This is a genomic window from Sphingomonas aquatilis (assembly GCF_014196115.1).
Lineage (GTDB): Bacteria > Pseudomonadota > Alphaproteobacteria > Sphingomonadales > Sphingomonadaceae > Sphingomonas > Sphingomonas aquatilis.
The window spans coordinates 214,483-237,533 of record NZ_JACIDB010000003.1 but is presented as its reverse complement, the minus strand read 5'-3'; the positions used below and the strand labels follow the sequence as shown (position 1 = coordinate 237,533).

17 protein-coding genes, 1 tRNA gene and 1 riboswitch are annotated in these 23,051 nt (G+C 69.1%); of the genes, 12 read left to right on the top strand and 6 right to left on the bottom strand.

Annotated features, from left to right (window positions below; all coding sequences use genetic code 11):
- Positions 1-6 precede the first annotated feature (6 nt).
- On the top strand, positions 7-3,207 hold the full coding sequence (locus tag GGR47_RS09675) for a TRCF domain-containing protein (RefSeq protein WP_147035540.1): 3,201 nt from the start codon (positions 7-9) through the stop codon (positions 3,205-3,207).
- Between the two features lie 122 nt (positions 3,208-3,329).
- Here GGR47_RS09675 and GGR47_RS09670 read toward each other — a convergent pair whose 3' ends face one another.
- Positions 3,330-4,139, bottom strand: a complete 810-nt coding sequence (locus GGR47_RS09670; RefSeq protein ID WP_017979662.1) for a DUF1134 domain-containing protein — start codon at positions 4,137-4,139, stop codon at positions 3,330-3,332.
- A 162-nt stretch (positions 4,140-4,301) separates the two neighbouring features.
- On the opposite strand from GGR47_RS09670, the gene GGR47_RS09665 reads away from it, so the two are divergent.
- Positions 4,302-4,391: transfer RNA gene (locus tag GGR47_RS09665), tRNA-Ser, on the top strand.
- Between the two features lie 120 nt (positions 4,392-4,511).
- On the opposite strand, the gene GGR47_RS09660 is transcribed toward GGR47_RS09665, so the two are convergent.
- Both GGR47_RS09660 and GGR47_RS09655 read right to left on the bottom strand, forming a co-directional pair.
- Entirely contained in the window at positions 4,512-6,050 is a 1,539-nt protein-coding gene (locus GGR47_RS09660; protein WP_147035539.1) for an alginate export family protein, read from the bottom strand.
- Positions 6,051-6,113: 63 nt separating this feature from the next.
- Positions 6,114-7,460 carry a dicarboxylate/amino acid:cation symporter gene (locus tag GGR47_RS09655; protein ID WP_063685920.1) on the bottom strand — a complete coding sequence of 449 codons (1,347 nt, stop codon included), beginning with the start codon at positions 7,458-7,460 and terminating at the stop codon, positions 6,114-6,116.
- A 224-nt stretch (positions 7,461-7,684) separates the two neighbouring features.
- On the opposite strand from GGR47_RS09655, the gene GGR47_RS09650 reads away from it, so the two are divergent.
- The 7 genes from GGR47_RS09650 (at position 7,685) to GGR47_RS09620 (ending at position 16,403) form a co-directional block, all read left to right on the top strand.
- Positions 7,685-9,400, top strand: a complete 1,716-nt coding sequence (locus tag GGR47_RS09650) for a sensor histidine kinase (protein WP_183949527.1) — start codon at positions 7,685-7,687, stop codon at positions 9,398-9,400.
- On the top strand, positions 9,397-10,713 hold the full coding sequence (locus GGR47_RS09645) for a sigma-54-dependent transcriptional regulator (protein WP_147037364.1): 1,317 nt from the start codon (positions 9,397-9,399) through the stop codon (positions 10,711-10,713). The genes GGR47_RS09650 and GGR47_RS09645 overlap by 4 nt, the downstream gene beginning before the upstream one ends.
- A gap of 246 nt (positions 10,714-10,959) precedes the next feature.
- Positions 10,960-11,592, top strand: coding sequence for an RNA polymerase sigma factor (locus tag GGR47_RS09640; protein WP_147037365.1), 633 nt, complete (start codon positions 10,960-10,962; stop codon positions 11,590-11,592).
- Positions 11,593-11,683: 91 nt separating this feature from the next.
- On the top strand, positions 11,684-13,411 hold the full coding sequence (locus tag GGR47_RS09635; RefSeq protein ID WP_244305303.1) for a vWA domain-containing protein: 1,728 nt from the start codon (positions 11,684-11,686) through the stop codon (positions 13,409-13,411).
- 102 nt (positions 13,412-13,513) lie between these two features.
- Positions 13,514-14,479 carry a tetratricopeptide repeat protein gene (locus tag GGR47_RS09630; protein WP_183949526.1) on the top strand — a complete coding sequence of 322 codons (966 nt, stop codon included), beginning with the start codon at positions 13,514-13,516 and terminating at the stop codon, positions 14,477-14,479.
- Between the two features lie 51 nt (positions 14,480-14,530).
- Complete coding sequence (gene der / locus GGR47_RS09625) at positions 14,531-15,904, top strand: ribosome biogenesis GTPase Der (RefSeq protein WP_147036555.1); 1,374 nt, start codon at positions 14,531-14,533, stop codon at positions 15,902-15,904.
- An 82-nt stretch (positions 15,905-15,986) separates the two neighbouring features.
- Positions 15,987-16,403, top strand: coding sequence for an Hpt domain-containing protein (locus GGR47_RS09620; protein ID WP_043060370.1), 417 nt, complete (start codon positions 15,987-15,989; stop codon positions 16,401-16,403).
- 301 nt (positions 16,404-16,704) lie between these two features.
- Here the strand turns inward: GGR47_RS09620 and GGR47_RS09615 are convergent, their stop codons facing one another.
- Positions 16,705-17,763 carry a threonine aldolase family protein gene (locus GGR47_RS09615; protein ID WP_147036556.1) on the bottom strand — a complete coding sequence of 353 codons (1,059 nt, stop codon included), beginning with the start codon at positions 17,761-17,763 and terminating at the stop codon, positions 16,705-16,707.
- Between the two features lie 57 nt (positions 17,764-17,820).
- Positions 17,821-17,928: riboswitch (SAM-I-IV-variant riboswitch) on the bottom strand.
- Positions 17,929-17,934: 6 nt separating this feature from the next.
- A complete protein-coding gene (gene queG / locus GGR47_RS09610; protein ID WP_147036557.1) occupies positions 17,935-19,005 on the bottom strand; it encodes a tRNA epoxyqueuosine(34) reductase QueG in 1,071 nt (356 codons plus the stop codon).
- A gap of 130 nt (positions 19,006-19,135) precedes the next feature.
- Between queG and GGR47_RS09605 the strand changes: the two genes are divergently transcribed.
- The 3 genes from GGR47_RS09605 to GGR47_RS09595 are packed head-to-tail and all read left to right on the top strand — an operon-like array spanning position 19,136 to position 22,601.
- A complete protein-coding gene (locus GGR47_RS09605; RefSeq protein ID WP_147036558.1) occupies positions 19,136-20,089 on the top strand; it encodes an ABC transporter ATP-binding protein in 954 nt (317 codons plus the stop codon).
- Complete coding sequence (locus tag GGR47_RS09600) at positions 20,086-21,315, top strand: ABC transporter permease (RefSeq protein ID WP_147036559.1); 1,230 nt, start codon at positions 20,086-20,088, stop codon at positions 21,313-21,315. The genes GGR47_RS09605 and GGR47_RS09600 overlap by 4 nt, the downstream gene beginning before the upstream one ends.
- 50 nt (positions 21,316-21,365) lie before the next feature.
- Positions 21,366-22,601, top strand: a complete 1,236-nt coding sequence (locus GGR47_RS09595; RefSeq protein ID WP_147036566.1) for a cytochrome P450 — start codon at positions 21,366-21,368, stop codon at positions 22,599-22,601.
- A gap of 115 nt (positions 22,602-22,716) precedes the next feature.
- Here GGR47_RS09595 and GGR47_RS09590 read toward each other — a convergent pair whose 3' ends face one another.
- Positions 22,717-22,995, bottom strand: a complete 279-nt coding sequence (locus GGR47_RS09590) for a hypothetical protein (protein WP_063685943.1) — start codon at positions 22,993-22,995, stop codon at positions 22,717-22,719.
- Between the last annotated feature and the right edge of the window lie 56 nt (positions 22,996-23,051).

Genomic DNA, 23,051 nt, shown 5'->3' with positions numbered 1-23,051 from the left:
CAGTTCATGCGTACGCTGCCCGCCGCGGAGATCGCGACCCTCGCCCCCGGCGACGACCGGCCCCACGGACGGCTGGGCATTGCCGAAACCGCGGCGGGGCTGGCCGGACTGCTGCGCAAAAGCGACGTGCTGGCGGCAGAAGCGGACGAGGTGCGCGCGGCGGCGCTGGCCCGCGCGCTCGCCGCGATGATGCCCGCGGCGACGGTGGTGGTCTGTCCCGGCACTGACGCGCTGCCCGGGGACGAGGCGCCCGCCTCCCCCGCCAATGTCGGGCAGCGCGTATCGGCCTTGCGTACCATCCGCTGCACGCTCGCCAAGCGCCGGCGGCCGCGAATCGCGCTGATCACGACCGGCGAGGCGCTCGCCCGCGCCTGCCCTGCCCCCGCAGCCTTCGATGCCGAACCGCCGCGGGTGACGGTCGGCAGCGCATGCGATCTGGCGACGCTGGCCGAGACGCTGACCGACCTCGGCTATATCACCGACGAGCGGGTCGACGAACCGGGCGAGCTGGCGCTGCGCGGCGCGGTGCTGGACGTGTTTCCCGCCGATGCGGACGCGCCGCTGCGGATCGAGGTGGGCGATGGCCATGTCGTCGCGATCCGGTCCTACGACCCCGCCGACCAGCGTAGCACGGGCGACGTCACGCAGCGCGAGCTGGGCCGCGTCGCCGAACCGCCGCTGGGCGAGGCACGCTGCACGCTGATCGACCATTTGCCCGATGCGACGATCGTCGTGTCGCCAGCGGCGGACGACCGCCGCCGCCGCTTGCTGCTGCTGAGCGCGGATGCCGCCGCGCGGGGCGCCCGCCGGGCGGCGCGCGAGGTGGTGGACGAGGACGCCTGGACCGCGGCGATGGCAGAGCGGACCGTCAAGGCTCTGCCCAAGGCGGGCGATCCCCCGCCCCGCTTCGTCGAACAGCGCGGGCCGATGCGCGCCTTCGCGAAGGTCGCCAAGGCGGCGCTGGCCGCGGGCACGCGGGTCGTCCTGCTGGGCAGCGCGCGCGACCTGCGCTTCCTGACCAAACGGATCGAGAAAGCGGTGGACGCGAGCGCGACCGCGCTGAACGACTGGACCGCCGTGGCCAAGGCGCCGAAGGGATCGCTGCTCACGCTCGCCGCCCCCGCCGATCGCGGGTTTGCGACGAAGGGCGTGCTGGCGGTCGCTGCCGCCGACCTGATCGGCAGCCGTGCGGATCGCGACGACGGGGCGGTGCGGCGCGTCGATCCGGACCTGCTCCAGACCACCGAGATCCGCGTCGGCGATACGGTGATCCATGAGGATCACGGCATCGGCACCGTCGCGGGGCTGGAGACTCTAGCGGAGGACGGGGAGACCGGCGGCGACGCGATCAAGCTGGTCTATGCGCGCGACGCGGTGCGGCTGGTGCCCGTCGCCGACGCCGACCGGCTGTGGCGCTATGGCGCCGAGGACGATGCGGTGAAGCTCGATACGCTCGACGGCAAGAGCTGGCACGAGCGCCGCGTCGGCATCGACGCCGCGATCGCCGAAACCGCGCGCGGGCTGACGAACCTCGCCGCCGAACGCGGCGAGCGGACGGCGCCGGTGCTCGATCCCGATCCCGCCGCCTACGAACGCTTCGCCGCGGGCTTTCCCTTCTCCGAAACGCCCGACCAGCTGCTCGCGATCGAGGCGGTGCGCAGCGACCTCGCCTCCGGCCGCCCGATGGACCGGCTGGTAATCGGCGACGTCGGCTTCGGCAAGACGGAGGTCGCGCTGCGCGCCGCGGCCATCGCCGCGCTGTCGGGCAAGCAGGTCGCGCTCGCCGCGCCGACGACCGTGCTCGCCCGCCAGCATCTCGACAGTTTCACGCAGCGCTTCGCCGGCACGGATATCGTCGTCGCCGGCCTGTCGCGCCTGTCGACCGCCGCCGAGGCGCGCAGGGTGAAGGCGGGGCTGAAGGACGGCAGCATCCATATCGTGATCGGCACGGGCGCGGTCGCGGGCAAGGGCGTCGCCTATCGCGACCTGGCGCTGGTGATCGTCGACGAAGAGCAGCGCTTCGGCGCCGCGGACAAGGCGAAGCTGCAGGCGTTGTCCGCCGGCGACGGGTCGGCGGGCCATGTGCTGACGCTGTCGGCGACGCCGATCCCGCGCACGCTGCAAGCGGCGCTCGTCGGCCTGCGCCAGCTGTCGGTGATCGCGACGCCCCCGGCGCGCCGCCAGCCGATCCGCACCGCCGTCTCCGCCTTCGTGCCCGAGACGCTGCGCGCGGCCCTGTTGCGGGAGCGCGCGCGCGGCGGGCAAAGCTTCGTCGTCGTGCCGCGCATCGCCGACATGGCGCCGCTCGCGGACCAGCTCGCCAAGCTGGTGCCCGAACTCGAGCTGTTGCAGGCGCATGGCAAGATGCCCGCCGCCGAGATCGACGAGGCGATGGTGCGCTTCGGCCGCGGCGACGGCGACGTCTTGCTGGCGACCAACATCATCGAGGCTGGGCTGGACGTGCCGCGCGCCAATACGATGGCGATCGTCCATGCCGACCGCTTCGGCCTTGCCCAGTTGCACCAGCTGCGCGGGCGCGTCGGGCGCGGGCATCGGCGTGGGCAGGTGCTGCTGTTCACCGATGGCGAGCATGCCATCGCGCCGCGCACCTTGAAGCGCCTCAGGACGCTGGAGGCGTTCGATCGGCTGGGCGCGGGGTTCGCGATCAGCGGGCGCGACCTCGACATGCGCGGCGCGGGCGACCTGCTTGGCGAGACGCAGGCGGGGCATATGCGGCTGATCGGCGTCGAACTGTACCAGCAGCTGCTCGAAGGCGCGCTACGCACCGCGCGCGGGGAAACGGTGGAGCGCTGGACGCCCGAACTGCATTTGGGGCTGGAAGGGCAATTGCCGGCGGACTGGATTCCGGACGAGGATTTGCGGCTGTCGCTCTACGCCCGGCTCGCGCGATTGCGCGATGTGGAGGATGTCGAGGCGTTCGAGGAGGAATTGCGCGACCGGTTCGGCGACGTGCCCGACGCCGCCCTGCGGCTGATCGCGCTGGCCCGCGTGCGCGAACTGGCCCGCGCGCATGGCGTTGCACGGATCGATGCCGGCCCGGCCGCAGTGGCGCTGACGCCGCGGGCGGACAGCGATATCGCCGCGCAGATCGACGGGCTGGAGGAAAAGAACGGCCGGCTGATCCTGGCCGAGCGGATCGCCGACGCTGGCGAACGGATGGAGCGGATCGCGACGCTGCTCGCCTGAGCTTCACCGCAAAGGGCTACGGTCCCCGTCGTCATTGCGAGCGCAGCGAAGCAATGACGACGGGGCCTAAGCATTACGGATGGCGCGTCGCTGCGACGTAAGTACAGCGCTCGCCCGACCGATCAGAACGGCAGCCACTTCGCCTTGTGCGTGATCTTCATATAGCCGACGTTGACGCCCGCGCGGTAACCGACGCCGAGGCGGATCGGGATCAGCACGATATTGCCGCGGCGCAGATAGGTCGCGGCGAAGCCGCCGACCAGATACAGCCGCCCCTCCACCGCCGGAAAGCGGCGGAACAGCTCTTCGGTATCATAGAGGTTGTAGACGAGGACGAACACCTTGTTCGCGTCGCCACCGACGTCGAAGCCCACCGACGGGCCGGTCCAATAGACGGGCTGCTGCCCCTCCACCTTGTGGCTCATGATCCCCGAGCCATAGCGCACGCCCAGCACGAACGCGCCCGCCGCCTCGCGGCCCGCGATATAGGCGTTGGGCTCGCCCTGCTCCTTCAGCACCTTTTCCAGCATGCCGGCGAGGCCGGCCGCGCCCTTGCCGAACACGCCCTCGCCCGCGGCAAGCAGGTCTTCGCGCTGATAGGTGGAGGCGGCCTTCAGCGTGGCGTCGGCCTGCGCCTGCTGCTGCGCCTCGGTCGTCTGGCCGGCATAGGCGGGTGCGGGGGCCTGGGTGAAGCCGGCACCGGACGCGCCGGCCGTGGTCTCCGGCTGCGCCGCCCAGTCCCGCTCCACCGAGGGAGCCGGGGTCGGCGTGGGGCGCGGCGCCGTGCGCGGGGTGGAGGATGTCGTCCGCCCCTGCGTCGACAGATCGCCGTCGATCGCGCGATTGGGATCGATCGTCGTCACCTGTGCGGGCGCACTTGCTGCCACCAGCGCACTCGCCGCCAGCGCGAAACCGATCACCCGCATCACCATTCCCCCTCGTCGCGCCACACGGCGCCGCCCCTCGTTAACCACCCCGGCGCTTGCCCGGCAATGAACGAACGGCTGGCGGCGCCGAAATTACGATCGAATGCGGGCCTCAACCCCGTTGATCCCCCGAAAGACCCTCGCTATAGCCGCCCGACGCCGCAGCTCGGAGACGTGGGTGAGTGGCTGAAACCAACGCTTTGCTAAAGCGTCGTACGGGAAACCGTACCGAGGGTTCGAATCCCTCCGTCTCCGCCACTTGCTTGTTCAGGTGGTTCGTTCAGCCGACGATGAGCGGCGGCGTGTATCTCGTTCGAGACGACGATAGGCCACGTTCCCCTCGGAACGTGGCCTATCGTCGTATTGGGCCCCGCGCGGTCAGAAGCGCAGGCTGAGCCAGCCGGCGAGGAAGTCCGAACTGCTGTAGCCGGCGTTCTTCAGCGCCGGACCCGCCATCAGATGTTCGTAGCGGCCGGTGACGCTGACGCGGGGCGAGATCGTCCAGACCGCTTGCAGGCGCGCGGTGTCGGCGATCTTGCGGCCGGGGACATTCTGCGTGCCGGCGAAGGCGGTGCCATTCGCGCGATACACCGCATCGCGGACCGTATCGCGCCAGCTCAGCTGATATTCCGCCGACAGGCGCACGGTCTTCAGCGGGTTGAAGGTGAAGGTCGGCGCGAGCGCGATCAAATTGGTCGGCGTCGCGTACAGTTGGTAGCTGTAATAGATGTTGTTGCCGAAGGGCGCGAGCGCATTGCGCAGCGTGCCGCCGGTATAGGCGCCGCCGCCCGACGCGTAATCGGCGTGGAAGCCGACGCGGGGTGCGCTGCGATCCTTGCCCAGGCGATAGTTTTGCGCGAACAGCAGCAGCCAGGCGCTGATCGGCCGGCCGTCAAAATGGCCGCCCTGATGATTGACCGTCCAGTCGAGGTTGACCGGGCCGATGTCCCCCAGCGTATGCAGGCCGTAGAAGAAGCGTTCCTCGCGCGTCGTCGTACGGCCCCAGGTGGCGGCACTATTGCGCAGCCGCCAGAAGAAGGGGTCGAGGTAGAGCTTCGAGCCGCCGAACAGCGTCTTGGGCAGAACGATACCGCCGGAAATGCCCGAGAAGCGGCGGCCGCGATCGCTGATGTCGTCGCCCGTGCCACCGACGCCCAATTGGGTCGTATGGAAATCGAACAGATCGACGCGCACCTGCTTCGCACGCGCCCAGGCGCGGGTGCCGTTGTAGACGGTGAAGATCGTGTTGTTGTCGCGCGGCACGACCATCAGGTTCGGGCCGTCGGCGAAGGTCTGGCGACCGTAGCGGATGCCGACGTCGGCTTGCGCGACCGTACCGGTGAGGTCGACGAAGGATTGCTGGACGACCAGATCGTTGCGCATCTGCGGGGTGATCGTACCGAGATTCTGCCCGGCGAGGCCGCCATGCGCCAGTTCGCCGAACAGGCGGACGTGGCTGCCCAGATGCAGATCGGCGCCGCCTACGATGCGCGTGATGTCCTGCCGCTGCGCCTCGCCCGCGCGCAGATTGGGGTTGGTCGTTTCGTTGACGCGGAAGCGCAATTCGCCCGACAGCGTCAGATAGATGTCGCCCGTGCCGTCGAGCGGGATGAACTTCAACCGGTCGAGGATGTCGTCGCGCTTCTTGGGGTCGCGATAGCGGCGCCAGTCCTCCACCCAGCGCGACTGGTTGTAGCCGCCGCTGGTGACGCCATCGCCGATCGCTTCGGCGGGATAGGCTTCGGAGACGGGAGAGGCCGGAACCTGATTGCCACGCTCCTTGGGCGGCAGCGCCTGTCCGGCGGGGGTGGCAGCGGTTGCAGTTGCCGGGGCGGCGGGGGTCTCGCCCAGCGCCGGGGTGGCGGTGAGAAGGGCGAGCGTGGCGGTGGCGACCAATTGGCGCGCGATGTTCGACATGGGATCGATCTTTCAGTCGGTGGTGGGACGGCGGCGCATCACCGGCGCCGCCGCCTGGTGCGGTCATTCGGCCGCGACGGCACCCGCGGGCAAATCCTCGACGCGAGGCAGACGACCGGCCACTGCCAGGTCGAACTGCTGCTGGTCGAACTTGCCCTCCCACCGCGCGACCACGACGGTGGCGACGGCGTTACCGATGAAATTGGTCAGGCTGCGGCATTCCGACATGAAGCGGTCGATGCCCAGGATCAGCGCCATGCCGGCGACCGGCACCGACGGAACGATCGACAGCGTGGCGGCCAGCGTGATGAACCCGGCCCCGGTGACGCCCGCCGCACCCTTCGACGAAAACATGGCGACGCCCAGCAGCAGCAATTGCTGGCCGATCGTCAGGTCGACGTTGCACGCCTGCGCGATGAACAGCGCCGCCAGCGTCATGTAGATGTTGGTGCCGTCGAGGTTGAACGAATAGCCGGTCGGCACGACCAGGCCGACGATCGACTTGGGGCAGCCCGCGCGCTCCATCTTTTCGATCAGCGCCGGCAGCGCGCTTTCCGACGACGAGGTGCCGAGCACCAGCAGCAATTCCGCCTTCAGATAGCGGATCAGCGTGAAGATCGAGAAACCGGCGAGCTTCGCGACGATGCCGAGGACGACGACGACGAACAGGAAGGAGGTGAAATAGAAGCTGCCGACCAGCCAGGCGAGGCCCTTCAGTGCCACGATCCCGTATTTGCCGACGGTGAAGGCCATCGCGCCGAACGCACCGATCGGCGCGACCTTCATGACGATGCCGACCAGCTTGAAGAAAGCGATCGACACGTCTTCGAGCAGGTCGAGCACGCGCGCGCCGCGATCGCCGACCAGCGCCAGCGCCACGCCGAACAGGATCGAGACGAGCAGCACCTGCAGGATGTTGCCTTCCGTCATCGACGACAGGAACGTGTCGGGGATGATGCTCATCAGGAAGCCGACCAGTGTCGTTTCATGTGCCTTTTCGGCAAAATCGGCGATCTTGCTGGTATCGAGCGTCGCGGGATCGATGTTGAGCCCCGCGCCCGGCCGGACGACATTGGCGACGACCATGCCGATGATCAGCGCCAGCGTAGAGAAGAACAGAAAGTAGATGAACGCCTTGCCCGCGACGCGGCCGACCGAGGCGAGATCGCGCATCCCGGCGATGCCGGTGACGATGGTGAGGAAGATGACCGGCGCGATCACCATCTTCACAAGCTTGATGAAGGCGTCGCCCAGCGGCTTGAGCGCTTCGCCGGTGGTGGGCGCGAAATGGCCGAGCAGCACGCCCGCGACGATCGCGGCGAGCACCTGCACATAGAGGTGGGCGTACCAGGGGCGTGCCGCGGGCGGAACCGCATGCGGCGTTCCGCTGGTGGCCGGATAGATCGTCATGGATGCGGCTCCTCTCGAATGACCCGCGTGCGTCGCGGTGTGGTTGGGAGCAGTGTTGCCGGACGATCCACGCGGACTGAAACAGTACACCGCTTATATTTTAATCGTTCAGTTATAGCGGTTTAGCACAGGTCATCCGTTGCGCGACGTGTCACTATTCGCCGTCTCCGCATCATCCAGTGCCGAAAATTGCACACGAGCCGTCACCGGCGTACGGTCCCGGCATGCGGGATTCGAGAATCGTGCGCCGGATCGGATGGGTGCTCGCCGCGCTGGCGGCCAGCGTGCTGGCGGCACTGGCAATCGGCATGGTCGCCGAACGCAACGCACGCGCGCGGTTCGAGGCCGCGCTGACCGCCGATGTCCGCCTGCGCCAATCGCTGCTGACCAGCGAGATCGCCCGGTTCCGCCTGTTGCCCGAAGCGCTGTCGGACGATCGCGATGTCGTGGGCACGCTGGCCGGCACGCCCGGCATGGCGGCGGCGCTGAACCGGAAGCTGGAGGGGCTGGCGACGAGCACCGGCGCGGCGGTGATCTATGTGATCGACCGCGACGGCAACACGCTGGCGGCGAGCAATTGGCGCATGCCCGACAGTTTCGTCGGCAACAATTATCGCTTCCGCCGCTATTATGCGCAGGCCGCGCGGACCGGTCAGGCCGAGCAGTTCGCGCTCGGCACCGTCAGCCATCGGCCGGGCCTGTACCTGTCCAGGCGCACCCGCGACGGCGGCGTCGTGGTGGTAAAGCTGGAGCTCGACCGGGTCGAACGCGAATGGCGGCAGGCCGGCGGCATCACCTTTGCCACGGGGCCGCAGGACGTCATCCTGGTCACCAGCCGCGGATCGTGGCGCTTCGCGGAGACGCGCCCACTGGCGCCCGCCGCCGCCGCCGCGGCCCGCGCCGACTTCGGCATCGCGGCGCTGCGCCCCCGTCCCTGGCGCGATGCCGACGGCCGGCTGACCGATGGCGCAAGTGGCGAGACGCTGATGATGGCGACCAGCCCGGCGGATGCCGCCGGCGGGCGGGTGACGCTGGCGATGCCGACGCGCGGCGCGATCACCGCGGCGATGCGCAATGCCGCCGGCGCGGCGGCGCTGGCGATGCTGGCGCTCGTCGCGATGGGCTGGGCGTTGCGCGAGCGTGCCCGCCGCCGCGCGGAACGGACCGAGGCGCTGGAGGCGGCGGTGGCGGAACGCACCGCGGACCTGAGCCGCGAAATCGCCGAACGCGCCGCGGCGGAGGCGCGCGCCGACGACCTGCGCGAGGGACTGCGCCAGGCGAACCGCCTCGCCGCGCTGGGCCAGATCACCGCCAGCGTCGCGCATGAGACCGCACAGCCGGTAGCGGCCATCCGTACCTATGCCGCTGCGGGCGAGGCGCTGCTGGATCGCGGCGCACTGGAGGAGGTGCGCGGCAATTTGCACGCCATCGCGCGGCTGACCGAACGGATCGGCGCGGTGACGGCGGAGCTGCGCGGCTTCTCGCGCAAGGGGTCGGGCACGATCGGCCCGGTGGCACTCGCCGAAGTCCTCGACGGCGCGCGGCTGATCCTGAAGGAGCGGCTGTCGCGCGTCGCGGTGCGCTGGCCCACCTTGCCGCCCGGCCTGATGGTCGTCGCCGGTCGCGTGCGGCTGGAACAGGTGGTGGTCAACATCCTGCAGAATGCGGTCGAGGCGCTGGATGGCCAGCCCGCACCCGCGATCACGATTGCGCTGGACGATCAGGGCGAGTGCGTGGTGCTGACGATCGCCGACACCGGCCCCGACATCGCGCCGGACATCGCCGAACGGCTGTTCACCCCCTTCGCCACCAGCCGCCCCACCGGGCTGGGACTGGGGCTGACGATCGCGCAGGATATCATGCACGACCTTGGCGGATCGCTGCGGCTGGTGCCGAGTACGCAAGGCGCCGCCTTCGCCATCGCGATGCGGCGCGCATGAGCGAGATCACGCCCCGCGTCGCGCTGGTCGACGATGACGACGATCTGCGCGCCGCGACCGCGCAGTGGCTGTCGCTGGCCGGCTTCACCGTCGACAGCTTCGCCGCCGCGCCGCCCGTGCTCGACGCGCTGGGCGCCGACTATCCGGGCGTCGTGGTCAGCGATATCCGCATGCCGATCATGTCCGGGCTGGAGCTGTTCGCGACGTTGCATGCGCGCGACCCGGCGCTGCCGGTGATCCTGGTGACCGGCCATGCCGATGTGGCGACCGCGGTCGGCGCGCTGAAGGCGGGCGCGTGGGATTTCCTCAGCAAGCCGTGTGATCCCGACGCGCTGGTCGCCGCCGTCGGCCGCGCCGCGACGGCGCGCGCGCTGACGCTGGAAAACCGGCAATTGCGCGCCGCGGCCGAGGAGGCGGAGAGCGGCGGCGTCGCCGCGGCGCTGGTCGGCCGCAGCCCGGCGATCCGGCGGCTGCGCGAAATGGTGCCGGTGCTGGCCAATGCCGACATCGACCTGTTTATCGAGGGCGAGACGGGCACGGGCAAGGAATTGCTCGCGCGGCTGATCCACCGGGCCGGGCGCCGCGGGCGGCACCGCTTCGTCCCCGTCGCCTGCGCCGCGATTCCCGAAGAGCTGATCGACGGCGAACTGTTCGGCCCCGGCGACACGGGCGTCATCGCGTCGAGCCGGGGGACGCTGTTCCTCGACGATATCGATCGTGCCTCCCCGCGCCTGCAGGCCCGGCTGGTGCCGCTGATCGAAGAGCGCGCGGTGCGGACGGGCACGCGGGCGCCCGCGCCGATCGACCTGCGTATCATCGCGGCGGGCGGCGAAGCGGGTGAGCATGGGCCGGCGGCGATCAGCCCCGAGCTCTTCTATCGCCTCGCCGCGGTCCGCCTACGGCTGCCGCCGCTGCGCGAGCGGCGCGAGGACATTCCCCTGCTGTTCGCGCATCTGGTCGACGCGTCTGCCGCGCGGCTGCGCATGCCGGTGCCGCCGCTAACCGCGATGGCGCGCGAGCGGCTGGCGGAGCATCACTGGCCGGGCAACGTGCGCGAGCTGGCGCATTTCGCCGATCGCGTCGTGCTCGACCTGGAACCGGGCGATGGCGCCCCTGCCGTATCCTCCGCGACGCTGCCCGACCGCGTCGCCGCCTTCGAACGCGAAGCGATGGTGGAGGCGATCCGCGCGGCGGGCGGTGACGCCAGCATCGCGATGGAGCGGCTGGGGCTGCCGCGAAAGACCTTCTACTACAAGGTGCAGCGGCATGGCATCGACCTGACCGCGCTACGCCGCGGATTGCGCAGCGATTAGGGGGGCGTATTCGTCCAATTCGCAGCGGCCGCGGTCATCCATGCATAGCCGGCCCGAACCTCTTGGCGACGCCAGAGACGGCATCGCAGAACACCCCCGATCGTCATTGCGAGCGCAGCGCGGCAATCCAGGGCGTCCTGGTCCGGCTCTGGATTGCTTCGCTGCGCTCGCAATGACGGAGCACATCGCTCTCATCCCACGATGTCGCCCCGCCGCTGGCGAAAACGGGTGTCCTGCACACCGGCCATGGCGTCGCGCGGCGCGATCGGGCAGACAGCGGGCATGGCGGGGGACGGTCTTGATGGGCAGGCGCGATCGGACGGTGCGTCGTTGGCCCCTGCGCCAGCGCCAGGCTCCCATGGCGACCCCGACGCCGATCTGGTCGCTGCGGCGATAGCGGGGGATCAAGACGCGTTCGGGACGTTGATCGATCGGCATTACGACCGGATCCACGCGCTCGCCTGGCAGCTGACCGGATCGCGCAGCGATGCGGAGGATATCGCGCAGGACGTGTGCTGTGCGCTCGTCCGGCGGATCGGCAGCTTTCGCGGCGAAGCGCGCTTTTCGACCTGGCTGTGCGGCATCGTCTTCAACGCCTGCCGCGATGCGCGGCGCCGCGGGCGGGCGTTTCGTGGGCTGACCGAACGGCTGGCGGTGGTCGCAGGCATCGGACGCGGGACGGGCCATGCCGACCTGCACGATGCGATGTGGGTGAAGAGCGCGGTGATGAAGCTGCCCGCCGCCTATCGCGACGCCGTGGTGCTGGTTGCGGGGCAGCAGCTGACCCACGCCGAAGCCGCCGCGATCCTGGGTGTCGCCGAAGCGACGGTGTCGTGGCGCCTGCACGAGGCGCGCAAGCGGTTGGGCGGGGGCGTGTAAAAAAATGCACGGGCGCTCCCAAGGATCATGCGGGCTGCCGCGTCGAAGGAACAGGCGGACGATGTGCCGCCCGTTCTTCGAGGAGACTGCCATGACCCGTGCCCGCTTCGCCCGCCCCGTCCTGCTCGCCGCGCTGGGCCTGCCCGCACTGTTCGTCGTTGGATGCGCCGATACCACGCAGCGGACCGGTGCCGAGACTCCGGCGCCTGTCGCGCAGGAGGCGGCCAACGATATCGTCCTGACGGGGTCGCGCGTCATCGCCCCCAACGAGCCGGCACCGCCGCCCCCGCCGCCGCCGCCTCCTGTGCCTGCACCGGTCATGATGATGTCGGCGCAGCGTATCGGCATGCCCTTGCCGCCGCACGCGCCGCCCTTTTCGATGACCGGCCGCGACCGCTTCACGCCGATCAAGCAGAATGCCTTCCAGCGCGTCGCCGAGGCGCCCGTCTCCACCTTTTCGCTCGATGTCGACACCGCGTCCTATGCATTCGTGCGTGCGTCTTTGAACCGCGGCACGCTGCCGCCGCGCGACGCGGTGCGGACCGAAGAGCTGGTGAACTATTTCCCCTATGACTATGCCCCCGCGAAGAGCGCGGCGGAGCCGTTCAGCACCGATCTGTCGGTCTTTCCCAGCCCCTGGGCGCCGGGGCGGCTGATCGTCCGCGTCGGCGTGCGCGGCTATGACCTCACCCGTACCACCCGGCCGCGCGCGAACATCGTCTTCCTGGTCGATACGTCGGGGTCGATGATGGAGCCCAACAAGCTGCCATTGGTCAAACAGTCGCTGACGCTGCTGCTCGACAGCCTGGGCGAGGACGATCGGGTGGCGATCGTTGCCTATGCGGGTCAGGCCGGCACCGTGCTGGAGCCGACGCCCGCCAGCGACCGGACCCGCATCCTCGCCGCGCTCGACCGGCTGGAAGCGGGCGGCAGCACCGCGGGCGCCGAGGGTATCCGCCAGGCCTATGCGCTCGCCGAACGCGACTTCGATCCCAAGGGCGTGAACCGCGTGATCCTGGCGACCGACGGCGATTTCAACGTCGGCATCACCGATCAGGACCAGCTGAAGGGCTATATCGAGGCGGAGCGGACGAAGGGCGTGTATCTGTCCGTGCTCGGCTTCGGCATGGGCAATTACAACGATGCGCTGATGCAGACGCTGGCGCAGAACGGCAATGGCGTCGCCGCCTACATCGACACGCTGAACGAGGCGCGCAAAACGCTGGTGACGGAGGCGAGTGCGTCGCTGTTCCCGATCGCCAAGGACGTGAAGGTGCAGGTGGAGTTCAATCCCGCCGCGGTCGCCGAATATCGGCTGATCGGATACGAAAACCGGCTGCTGGCGCGCGAGGACTTCAATAACGATAAGGTCGATGCCGGCGATGTCGGCGCCGGGCGGACGGTGACGGCGCTGTACGAAGTGGTGCCGGTCGGCGGTCCGCGCACGGTCGATCCGCTGCGTTATGGCAAGGGCGCCAAGGCCAGCGCGGCGAAGGTGCGCGCCGCCGAGCTGGGCTTCGTCAAGATCCGCTACAAACTGCCGAAGGCGTCGACCAGCCGGCTGATCGCGCGGCCGATCCCGACCGCGCATGCCGCGCGGTTCGCCGATGCGCCGCGTGACGCGCGCTTTGCCACCGCGGTGGCCGGGCTCGCCGAGCTGCTGCGCGGCGGCACCTATGAAGGGCGGTTCGGCTATGACGATGTCGCGCGCATCGCGGCGGGAGCGAAGGGGGCCGATCCGTTCGGCTATCGCGCCGAGTTCATCGACCTCGTCGCCAAGGCGCGCGCCGCGCAGGCGATGCCGCCGCTGGTGCGCTGAGCGATGGCGGGCGGCATTGACGCTTTCGGTGGCCGCGTCGATGCCGCTATAGTTGGGGGGATGGCGCGCGTCCTTCCCCCCTGCCCGGCCGGTTGAGCCGCGATGGACGACGATCTCGCCCGCCAGCTGCCCGACCCACCGCCGCCGCGCCCCGCCGCGCGGCGGGCGGCGCTGGATGCGGCGATGGCGCGGTTCGATGGGGTGGAGGCGCCCACTCCGCCCCGCCGCCACCCGCCCGCACGTGCCGGCTGGCGCTTGCGGCCGGGGCCGGTGGGGGCGCTCGCCTCGATCGCGCTCGTCGCACTGGTGGGCATCCCGATGGCGCTCGATCATCGCGACGTGCCAAGCGAGGTCGCGCGCCAACAACCCAACGGCGATGCACGGCCGGAACGGATCGTGGCGGACCGGACGACGCCGGCGCCGCCATCCGCCGTGAAGGCCGAACCGACCCCCACCCCCGCCGCAACGGCACGCCGCGCGACGGATACGCAGGAGGATGCCGCTCCGCCGCCGCCCCCTGCGCCCGCGCCGGTATCCGCGCCCGCACCCGTGTCCGCATTCGCGCCCGCGCCGGTGCCGGAAGCCGTGGTGGAACCTGCGCCGCCTCCACCGCCGCCCCCGCCCCCCGCGCCCGCGGCACCGATGTCCGCCCCGGCTCAGGCGCAGGACGTCGTGGTTACGGGATCGCGCGTCGCGCGCCGCACCGGCGTCGGTCGCTACACGGAACGCGCCTCCAGCATTGCCGCCGATCCCGCGGATACGGCCTTGCGCACCGGCCTCGCCGCGCTGGAGGCCGGCGATTCCACCGCCGCGATCGGCGCGCTGGACCGCGCCATCACACTACGCCCCGACCTGGCGAGCGCATACCTGAACCGCGCGCAAGCCTATCGGCAGCGCGGCGACCTGGCGCGGGCGGAAAAGGATATGGACCGCGCGATCCGCCTTGATCGCTCCGCCCGCGCCTATCGCCTGCGCAGCGATATTCGGGCCGCACGCGGCGATGCCAAAGGCGCGCAGAAGGATCGCGAGCGTGCCGACCGGCTGGAGGCGGACGGCGACGGGCGATAGGCGTGTCCCCCGGGACTTGGTGTTTGCACCCGCCTCCCCTAAAGCACGGCCATGTCCCGTCTTCCTATCGTCGCGATCGTCGGCCGTCCCAATGTCGGCAAGTCGACGCTGTTCAACCGCCTCGTCGGCAAGAAACTCGCGCTGGTCGATGATCGGCCGGGCGTGACGCGCGACCGGCGCGAAGGCGATGCGACGTTGATCGGCATGGACTTCCGCGTCGTCGACACCGCCGGCTATGAGGATCACGACGCCCAGACGCTGCCCGGCCGCATGCGCCTGCAGACCGAGGCGGCGATCGGCCAGGCGGACGTCGCGCTGTTCCTGGTCGATGCGCGCGCGGGCGTCGTGCCGCTGGACGAAGAGATCGCGCGCTGGCTGCGCTCGTCGTCCACCCCCGTCGTGCTCGCCGCCAACAAGGCGGAGGGGAAGGCCGGCGAACAGGGCGTGCTCGAAGCACTGGCGCTGGGCTTCGGCGATCCGGTGCAACTGTCGGCTGAACATGGCGAGGGCATGGGCGACCTGTTCGAGGCCTTGTTGCCGCATCTGGAAGCGGCGATCGAAGCGATGCCGGAGGAAGAGGACGACGAGTCCCCCGACGCGCCGCTGAAGCTGGCCATCGTCGGCCGTCCCAATGCGGGCAAGTCGACCCTCATCAACAAGATGCTGGGCGAGGACCGGATGATCACCGGGCCGGAAGCCGGCATCACGCGCGATTCGATCGCGGTCGATTGGACGTGGTACGACCGCGACAACATCCCCCGCGCCGTCCGCCTGATCGACACCGCCGGCATGCGCAAGCGCGCCAAGGTGCAGGACAAGCTGGAAAAGCTGTCGGTCGCCGATGCGCTGCACGCGGTCGACTTCGCCGAGGTGGTCGTGCTGCTGCTCGATGCGACATTGGGGCTGGAGGCGCAGGACCTGCGCATCGCCGACAAGGTCCTGTCCGAAGGCCGCGCGCTCGTCATCGCGCTGAACAAATGGGACGTCGCCGAAAACGCCTCGTCGCTGTTCAACGGCGTCAAGCGCGCACTGGAGGACGGCCTGTCCCAGGTGAAGGGCGTCACGGTGATGACCGTGTCGGCGGCGACCGGCAAGGGTATCGACCAGCTGATCCAGGCCTGTTTCGAAACGCGCGAGGCCTGGTCGCAGCGCGTCGGCACTGGCGAGCTCAACCGCTGGTTCGAACGCGCGGTCGAGGCGAATCCCCCGCCCGCCCCCGGCGGCAAGCGGATCAAGATGCGCTACGTCACGCAGATCAAGACGCGGCCGCCCAGCTTCGTAATCTTTGGCACGCGCGTCGATCAATTGCCGGCGAGCTATGAACGCTATCTGGTCAATTCCATGCGTAAGGATCTGGGATTTGGGGCAGTTCCTGTTCGCCTGACCTTCCGCGCGCCGAAGAATCCTTTCGACACCAAAGATTAGGGTCCGCCCTAATCGGCCGCATCGGCAACCAGCTGTTTACCGCTGCTCAATATGGTTGGCCTGATCCTGAGGGGAGAAGGCCGTGTCGTTCGAAGGCAGCACGTTGGTGGATTGGGCGGCGTTCGCCCAGGCGCGCGCCGAACTGGGCGCCGGCTTCGTGCGCATATTGGGCTATTTCCGCGAAGACGGCGTGAAATCGGTGTCGGCGATCGAACAGGCGATGCGCGCGCAGACCGCCGCCGCAATGGTGATTCCGGCGCACACGCTGAAGGGCGAGGCGCGTCAGTTCGGTGCCGAGCCGCTGGCAATGCTGGCCGAGACGATCGAGGAATTCGCGCGCGACTGCGTCGAGCGCCACGAAACCTGCGAAGAGGCGCTGGAGCATGTCGTGCGCCTGCGCCCGCTGTTCTTCGAAACGCTGGCGCTGCTGGAGCGCGAGGCAAACCCGCTCGTGCCGCGGCGGCCGGCGGGCGGCGGCTTCGGGCGCCGTTTGGGGTAAGCCAAGGCCGATCGACATTCACCGTCGTGATGCATTTCCCGACGAGCGGAACGGCCTGACGAAAAAGAGTTTTGTTCGCGCGGAGGCGCGGAGGACGCGGAGGTGTCACGCGCGTGGCAGCGCTTCGCCTTGACCTCGACCGAGATAGACAGGCCGCTCGCGCGGCAGCCCCCACACCTCTGCGTCCTCCGCGTGAACCGTCTTTTCTTCATGTCTTCGCATCTTGGCGTGAATGAATGTCGATCGATCCTGGAGATAGGTCATCCCAGCGCGGGCTGGGATGACGACGATGGCGGGGCCGCTACGCCGCCAGTTCCACCTCTGAGCCGACGCACGCCTCGCGAATATCCGCTGCCAGTGCGTCGACCCGCGCCGGGTCCGCATCCCAGGCGAACATGAAGCGCGCGCCGCCGCCGATGAAGGTGTAGAAGCGCCAGCCGCGCTGCCGCAGCGTATCGAGCACGGGTTCGGACGCGATCAGGAACACCGAATTGGCCTGGACCGGGAACAGCAGGTCGATACCCGGCAGACCCGACACGTGATCCGCCAGCCGCCGCGCCGCGGCATTGCCGTGCTCGGCGTTGCGCAGCCACGCGCCGCTGTCGATCAGCCCGATCCACGGCGCCGATAGGAAGCGCATCTTGGACGCGAGTTGCCCCGCCTGCTTGCAGCGATAGTCGAAATCCTCGGCAAGGCTGCGGTCGAAGAAGATCACCGCCTCGCCGATCGCCAAGCCGTTCTTGGTCCCGCCGAAGCACAGCACGTCGACGCCCGCTTCCCATGTGATCGCCGCGGGCGAGCATCCCAGCGCCGCGCAGGCATGCGCGAAGCGCGCGCCGTCCATGTGGAGCTTCAGCCCCAGTTCGCGGCACACCGCGGAAATCGCCTGCACCTCGGCAATCGTATAGACCTGCCCCGTCTCGGTCGGCTGGGTGATCGTGACGACGCGCGGCTTGGGGAAGTGGATGTCCGATCGGCTGGTCGCCAGCGCGCGGATTGCGTCGGGGGTCAGCTTGCCGTCGGCGGACGGCGCCAGCAGCAGCTTCGACCCATTCGAGAAGAACTCCGGCGCGCCGCATTCGTCGGTTTCGACATGCGCCGCCGACGAACAGATGACGCTATGGTACGATTGGCACAGCGAGGCGAGCGCCAGCGAATTGGCCGCGGTGCCATTGAACACGAAAAACACCTCGGCATCCTTCGCGAACAGCGCGCGAAGACGGTCGGCGGCCGCCTGCGTCCAGTCGTCGTCGCCATAGGCGACCGCAGACCCGGCATTGGCAGCAAGCATCGCCTGCATCGCCTCGGGGCAGGCGCCCGCATAATTGTCACTGGCGAATTGCTGGGCATGGGCGGTCACGGCGTCGGGTCCTTGTGCAAAACGGTCTGCACCCGGAAACGAACGACGATGTGGCGTGAGGTCCCGTTTGGTTGCCGGTCCGGCCACATCCCCCCGTTGCCGGGGGCGCCACCTTGCTCGGGGAGCAGGTTGGCGTCGAACGTCGTTCGACTCTTGATGCTGGCGGCGCGGTTAGCCGCCGCTCCCCGTGCGGTCAAGCCGTGCGCGGGCCCAGGCCGCCGCCTCCGCCACCACCGGGTCCTCGTCGCCGAGCAACCGGTCGAGCGCCGGGATCAGTGCCGGTGACCCGCTATTGCCCGCGGCGATCGCGGCGTTGCGCACCATGCGATTGCGACCGATGCGCTTGATCGGCGATCCGGAGAAGACCTGTCGGAATCCCGCATCGTCCAGTGCCAGCAAATCGGCGAGCGCCGGCGCGGTCAGCTCGGCGCGCGGGTGGAACGCCATGTTGGCCGCGGCGCTGGCGGCGAACTTGTTCCAGGGGCACACCGCCAAGCAATCGTCGCAGCCATAGATGCGGTTGCCGATGCCCGTCCGAAACTCCTCCGGAATCGGCCCGGCATGTTCGATCGTGAGGTAGGAGATGCAGCGCCGCGCATCGAGTCGATAGGGCGCGGGAAAGGCATCGGTTGGGCAGGCGCGCTGGCAGGCGTCGCACGATCCGCAACTGTCGCGCCCCGGCGTGTCGGGCGCGAGGTCGAGCGTCGTGTAGATCGCGCCGAGGAACAGCCAACTGCCGTGATCCCGGCTGACGAGATTGGTGTGCTTCCCCTGCCAGCCGAGGCCCGCCGCCTCGGACAGCGGCTTTTCCATCACCGGCGCGGTGTCGACGAACACCTTGAGGTCGCACCCCGCCTCGCGCGCCAGCCAGCGGCCCAGCGCTTTTAGCGCGCGCTTGACGACATCGTGATAATCGCCGCCCTGCGCATAGACGGAGATGCGGCCGCGCTCCCCCTCGCCCGCCAGCGCCAGCGGATCGCGTGCGGGCGCGTAGCTCATGCCGAGCGCGATCACGCTGCGCACGTCGCTCCACAGGGCGGCCGGGGCGGCGCGCTGGGCGCTACGCTCCTCCATCCAGATCATGCCGCCGTGGCGGCCTTCGTCGAGCCATTGGCGCAGCCGTTCGCCACTGCGGGGCGCAGCATCGGCGCGCGCGATCCCGCACGCGACGAAGCCGAGCGCCGCCGCTTCGGCCTTGATCCGCGCTTCGATAGGGGTCGGGGAAGGCTTGTCTTTCGCCACACGCGCCCGCTACCACAATCCAGCCGGAGACACAGGCCTGCCGTTCGTGCTGAGCCTGTCGAAGCACGGTTGAGTCGCATGCCCTTCGACAGGCTCAGGGCGAACGGGGGTTTGCGTGGGGAACGAACGAGTGCCGGGATCAAGCGAACCGGCGGTTTTTGCCGAACATCTGGTCAAGCGCTTCGGCGAGCGGCGCGTCGTCGACGGCGTCGACCTGTCGGTGCCGCGCGGCGCGATCTATGGCGTGCTCGGCCCCAATGGCGCGGGCAAGACGACGACGCTGCGCACCCTGCTCGGCATCATCGAACCCGACGAGGGGCACCGATCGATCCTCGGCCACGCCGCGCCGCGCGAGGCGAGCGACCGCGTCGGCTATCTGCCCGAGGAACGCGGCCTGTATCCGTCGATGAAGGCGCGCGACGCGATCGCCTTCATGGGCGCGCTGCGCGGGCTCGATCGCCGTACCGGTCGCGCACGGGCCGCCGAGATGATGGAGGCGGCGGGCCTGGGCCATGCGGTGGACGAGAAGATCAAGAAACTGTCGAAGGGCATGGCGCAGCTCGTCCAGCTACTGGGGTCGGTGGTGCATCGCCCCGACCTGCTGGTGCTCGACGAACCGTTCAGCGGCCTCGACCCGGTCAATCAGGAAAAGCTCGAATCGCTGATCCTCGCCGAGCGTGACCGCGGCGCGACGGTGCTGTTTTCGACGCATATCATGGCGCATGCCGAGCGCGTGTGCGACCGGCTGGCGATCATCGCCGGCGGCAAGCGCCGCTTCGAAGGGACGGTGGACGCGGCGCGGGGCACGTTGCCCAGCCAGGTCCGCTACCTGCCGACGCATCCCGACGCCGCGATCGCCGAGGTGCTGCCGCATGACGCCGTCCGCGACGGAGAGGGCTGGCGCTTCCGGCTGCCCGGCGAGGGGATCGAAGGGCTGCTCGGCACGCTGATCGCGCGCGGTTATGGCATCGGTGGCCTATCCATCGAGCGGCCCAGCCTACATGACGCCTTCGTCCGCATCGTCGGCCGCGACGCCGCCAACCCGCCGGGCGCCAGTCAGTCGAATGGGGGAGCCGCCGCATGACCAACCTCGCCCGCACGCTGCGCCAGGCGCTCACCATCGCGCGCCGCGATTTCATCGCGACCGTCTTCACGCCGATCTTCCTGCTGTTCCTGTTCGCGCCGGTCATCATGGGATCGTTCGGCGCGATCGGCGGCATGGGTGCCGCGAGCGTCGCCGATGGCCGCGCCGACAAGACGCGGATGGTCGCCATCGTATCGCCCCATCAGGCGCGCGTGATGACCGATGCGGACGATCGCCTGCGCGACGTGTTCCGCCGTGACGAAGAGGCGCCCCCCGCCCTCGCCACGCTGACGCCGACCGGCGACGCCGCGGCGCAGGCGCGCGCCGCGTTCGAGAGCAAGGAGTATGAGGCGAGCGCCGTGCTGTACGGCCCGCTCGACCGGCCGCAGATCCTGTATGGACCGCGCGGCAAGCGCGCCGCCGATTATCTGGGCGTGCTGGCCCAGGAAACGCTGACCGCGGACAAACTCGGCAACGCCGTGCCGCGCGTCGTTGCGACCAAGACGCCGCTCGAACGGCAGAGCGGATCGGCGGGCAACCGCCGCCAGTCCGCCTCCTTCGCGGTGTTCGGCGTGTTCCTGTTGAATCTGTTCCTCGCCAGCCAGGTCGTCGGCACCATGGCCGAAGAGCGCAACAACAAGGTGATCGAGGTGCTCGCCGCCGCGGTGCCGCTGGAAAGCGTGTTCCTGGGCAAGCTTCTCGGGATGTTCGGCGTCGCGTTGCTGTTCGTCGGCTTCTGGGGAACGATCATCGCCAAGCTCGGCTCGTTCCTGCCCGCCGACGTGGCGCGGGCGCTGGCGATCCAGACCGCGGTCGGCACGCCGGTGTTCGTCGCGCTGTTCGTCACCTATTTCACCATGGCCTATCTGCTGCTCGGCTCGGCCTTCCTGGTCGTCGGCGCGCAGGCGTCGACCCCGCGCGAAATCCAGATGCTCGCGCTGCCGATTTCGGTGTTGCAGATGGGCATGCTGGCGCTGGCGCTGGCCGGCACCGCCAACCCCACCGGTTGGGTCGCCACCGTGGCGGAGCTGTTCCCGCTGTCCTCGCCCTTCGCGATGGCTGGCCGCGCGGCAACGTCACCGACGATCTGGCCGCATCTCGCGGCGATCGCCTGGCAGCTGTTGTGGGTGTCGATCTTCATCACGCTCGGCGCGAGGCTGTTCCGGCGCGGCGTGCTGCAATCGGGCAGCGCCCGGCCGTTCTGGAAGCGCGCGAAAGCCAATTGACATAAGTGTCAGTCGGGTATCTCCTGTCGGCAAAAGACAGGAGAGTGATGATGGCGACCCTCATGCAGGCGACCGCACCCGCGGTCGATCCGTTCGACGTCAGCCGCGCGGAACTGTACCGCGACGACACCTGGCACGCGCCCTTCGCGCAATTGCGAGCCGAGGCCCCGGTCTATCGCTGCGAGCACAGCGACTACGGCCCGTACTGGTCCGTCTCAACCTACAAGCCGATCGTCGAGGTCGAGTCGCTACCCGATATCTATTCGTCCGAGGTCGGCGGAATCACCCTCGCCGACTTCATCCCGGAAAGCGACGTGCGCATGCCGATGTTCATCGCGCGCGATCGGCCGGTGCATACCGGGCAACGGCGCACGGTGGCGCCCGCGTTCACCCCATCCGAAATGGTGCGGATGAGCGACGACATCCGGCGGCGCACGGCGGAAATCCTCGACAGCCTGCCGTGGAACACGCGCTTCGACTGGGTGGATACGGTCTCGATCGAACTGACGACGCAGATGCTCGCCATCCTGTTCGATTTCCCCTGGGAGGATCGACGCAAGCTCACCTTCTGGTCCGACTGGGCGGGCGATATCGAGCTGGTGAAGAACGAAGAACTGCGCAAGCAGCGCCTCGGCTACATGTACGAATGCGGCGCGTACTTCCAAAATCTGTGGAACGCCAAGGTCGGCCAGCCGCAGACGCCCGACCTGATCAGCATGATGATCCATTCGGACGCGATGAGCCACATGGATCATTTCGAATTCATCGGAAACCTGATCCTGCTGATCGTCGGCGGCAACGACACGACGCGCAACTCGATGACCGCGCTCGCCTATGGCCTCGATCGTTTTCCCGACGAGCGGGCGAAGCTGGAGGCGGACCCGTCGCTGATTGCCAACACGACGCAGGAGATCATCCGCTGGCAGACGCCGCTCGCGCACATGCGCCGCACCGCGACGCGCGATACCGAACTGATGGGGCAGACGATCCGCGAAGGCGACAAGCTGGCGCTGTGGTATATCTCCGCCAACCGAGACGAGAGCGTGTTCGGCCCGGATGCGGACCGGATCGTGGTCGATCGGCCGAATGCACGCCGCCACCTCGCCTTCGGCCACGGCATCCACCGTTGCGTGGGCGCGCGGCTGGCCGAGTTGCAGATCGGCATCCTGATGGAGGAAATGGCGAAGCGGCGGATGCGGGTGAACGTCGTCGGCGAACCGACGCGCGTCGCCGCCTGCTTCGTGCATGGCTACCGGCAGTTGCCGGTGGAGATCAGCCGGTATTGATGGCTGCCCCTCCCGTCATTGCGCGCGTTGCGAAGCAATCCAGAGCCGCACCAGGACGCCCTGGATTGCCGCGCTTCGCTCGCAATGACGAAGGAGGGATGCCTAGGGCCATCCCTCAGTTCGGCTTCACCACCTCGACGCTCACCGGCGCCACGCCCGAACAATCGCCCGCTTCCGCCTTGGCAACCGCAGCCGGCTTCTTGCGACCCATCGTCCAGTTCGCCTGCATCCGCACGCGCGGGTTGGGCGCGCACCAGATTTCGCCGGTGTCGTTGATCGCGGTGACCCAGATGAGATTATGCTCTTGCCCGTAATCGATGACGGCGAAGGCATAGCCTGCCCCCTTGTCTAGGACGTGGACAGGAAGCGGCGGATCGAGCTGCTGGAACGACATGGTATCACCTCCCGGCCATGCCAAGCGCGCGAATGGGAAGCGAGGTTCCCGGCCGA

Excerpts from the sequence above, each read along its gene's own strand:
- GGR47_RS09675 (WP_147035540.1), top strand. The coding sequence starts at position 7 with ATGCGTACGCTGCCCGCCGCGGAGATCGCGACCCTCGCCCCCGGCGAC.
- GGR47_RS09670 (WP_017979662.1), bottom strand. The coding sequence starts at position 4,139 with ATGGTGATGCGGGTGATCGGTTTCGCGCTGGCGGCGAGTGCGCTGGTG.
- GGR47_RS09660 (WP_147035539.1), bottom strand. The coding sequence starts at position 6,050 with ATGTCGAACATCGCGCGCCAATTGGTCGCCACCGCCACGCTCGCCCTT.
- GGR47_RS09655 (WP_063685920.1), bottom strand. The coding sequence starts at position 7,460 with ATGACGATCTATCCGGCCACCAGCGGAACGCCGCATGCGGTTCCGCCC.
- GGR47_RS09650 (WP_183949527.1), top strand. The coding sequence starts at position 7,685 with ATGCGGGATTCGAGAATCGTGCGCCGGATCGGATGGGTGCTCGCCGCG.
- GGR47_RS09645 (WP_147037364.1), top strand. The coding sequence starts at position 9,397 with ATGAGCGAGATCACGCCCCGCGTCGCGCTGGTCGACGATGACGACGAT.
- GGR47_RS09640 (WP_147037365.1), top strand. The coding sequence starts at position 10,960 with ATGGCGTCGCGCGGCGCGATCGGGCAGACAGCGGGCATGGCGGGGGAC.
- GGR47_RS09635 (WP_244305303.1), top strand. The coding sequence starts at position 11,684 with ATGACCCGTGCCCGCTTCGCCCGCCCCGTCCTGCTCGCCGCGCTGGGC.
- GGR47_RS09630 (WP_183949526.1), top strand. The coding sequence starts at position 13,514 with ATGGACGACGATCTCGCCCGCCAGCTGCCCGACCCACCGCCGCCGCGC.
- der (WP_147036555.1), top strand. The coding sequence starts at position 14,531 with ATGTCCCGTCTTCCTATCGTCGCGATCGTCGGCCGTCCCAATGTCGGC.
- GGR47_RS09600 (WP_147036559.1), top strand. The coding sequence starts at position 20,086 with ATGACCAACCTCGCCCGCACGCTGCGCCAGGCGCTCACCATCGCGCGC.
- GGR47_RS09595 (WP_147036566.1), top strand. The coding sequence starts at position 21,366 with ATGGCGACCCTCATGCAGGCGACCGCACCCGCGGTCGATCCGTTCGAC.
- GGR47_RS09590 (WP_063685943.1), bottom strand. The coding sequence starts at position 22,995 with ATGTCGTTCCAGCAGCTCGATCCGCCGCTTCCTGTCCACGTCCTAGAC.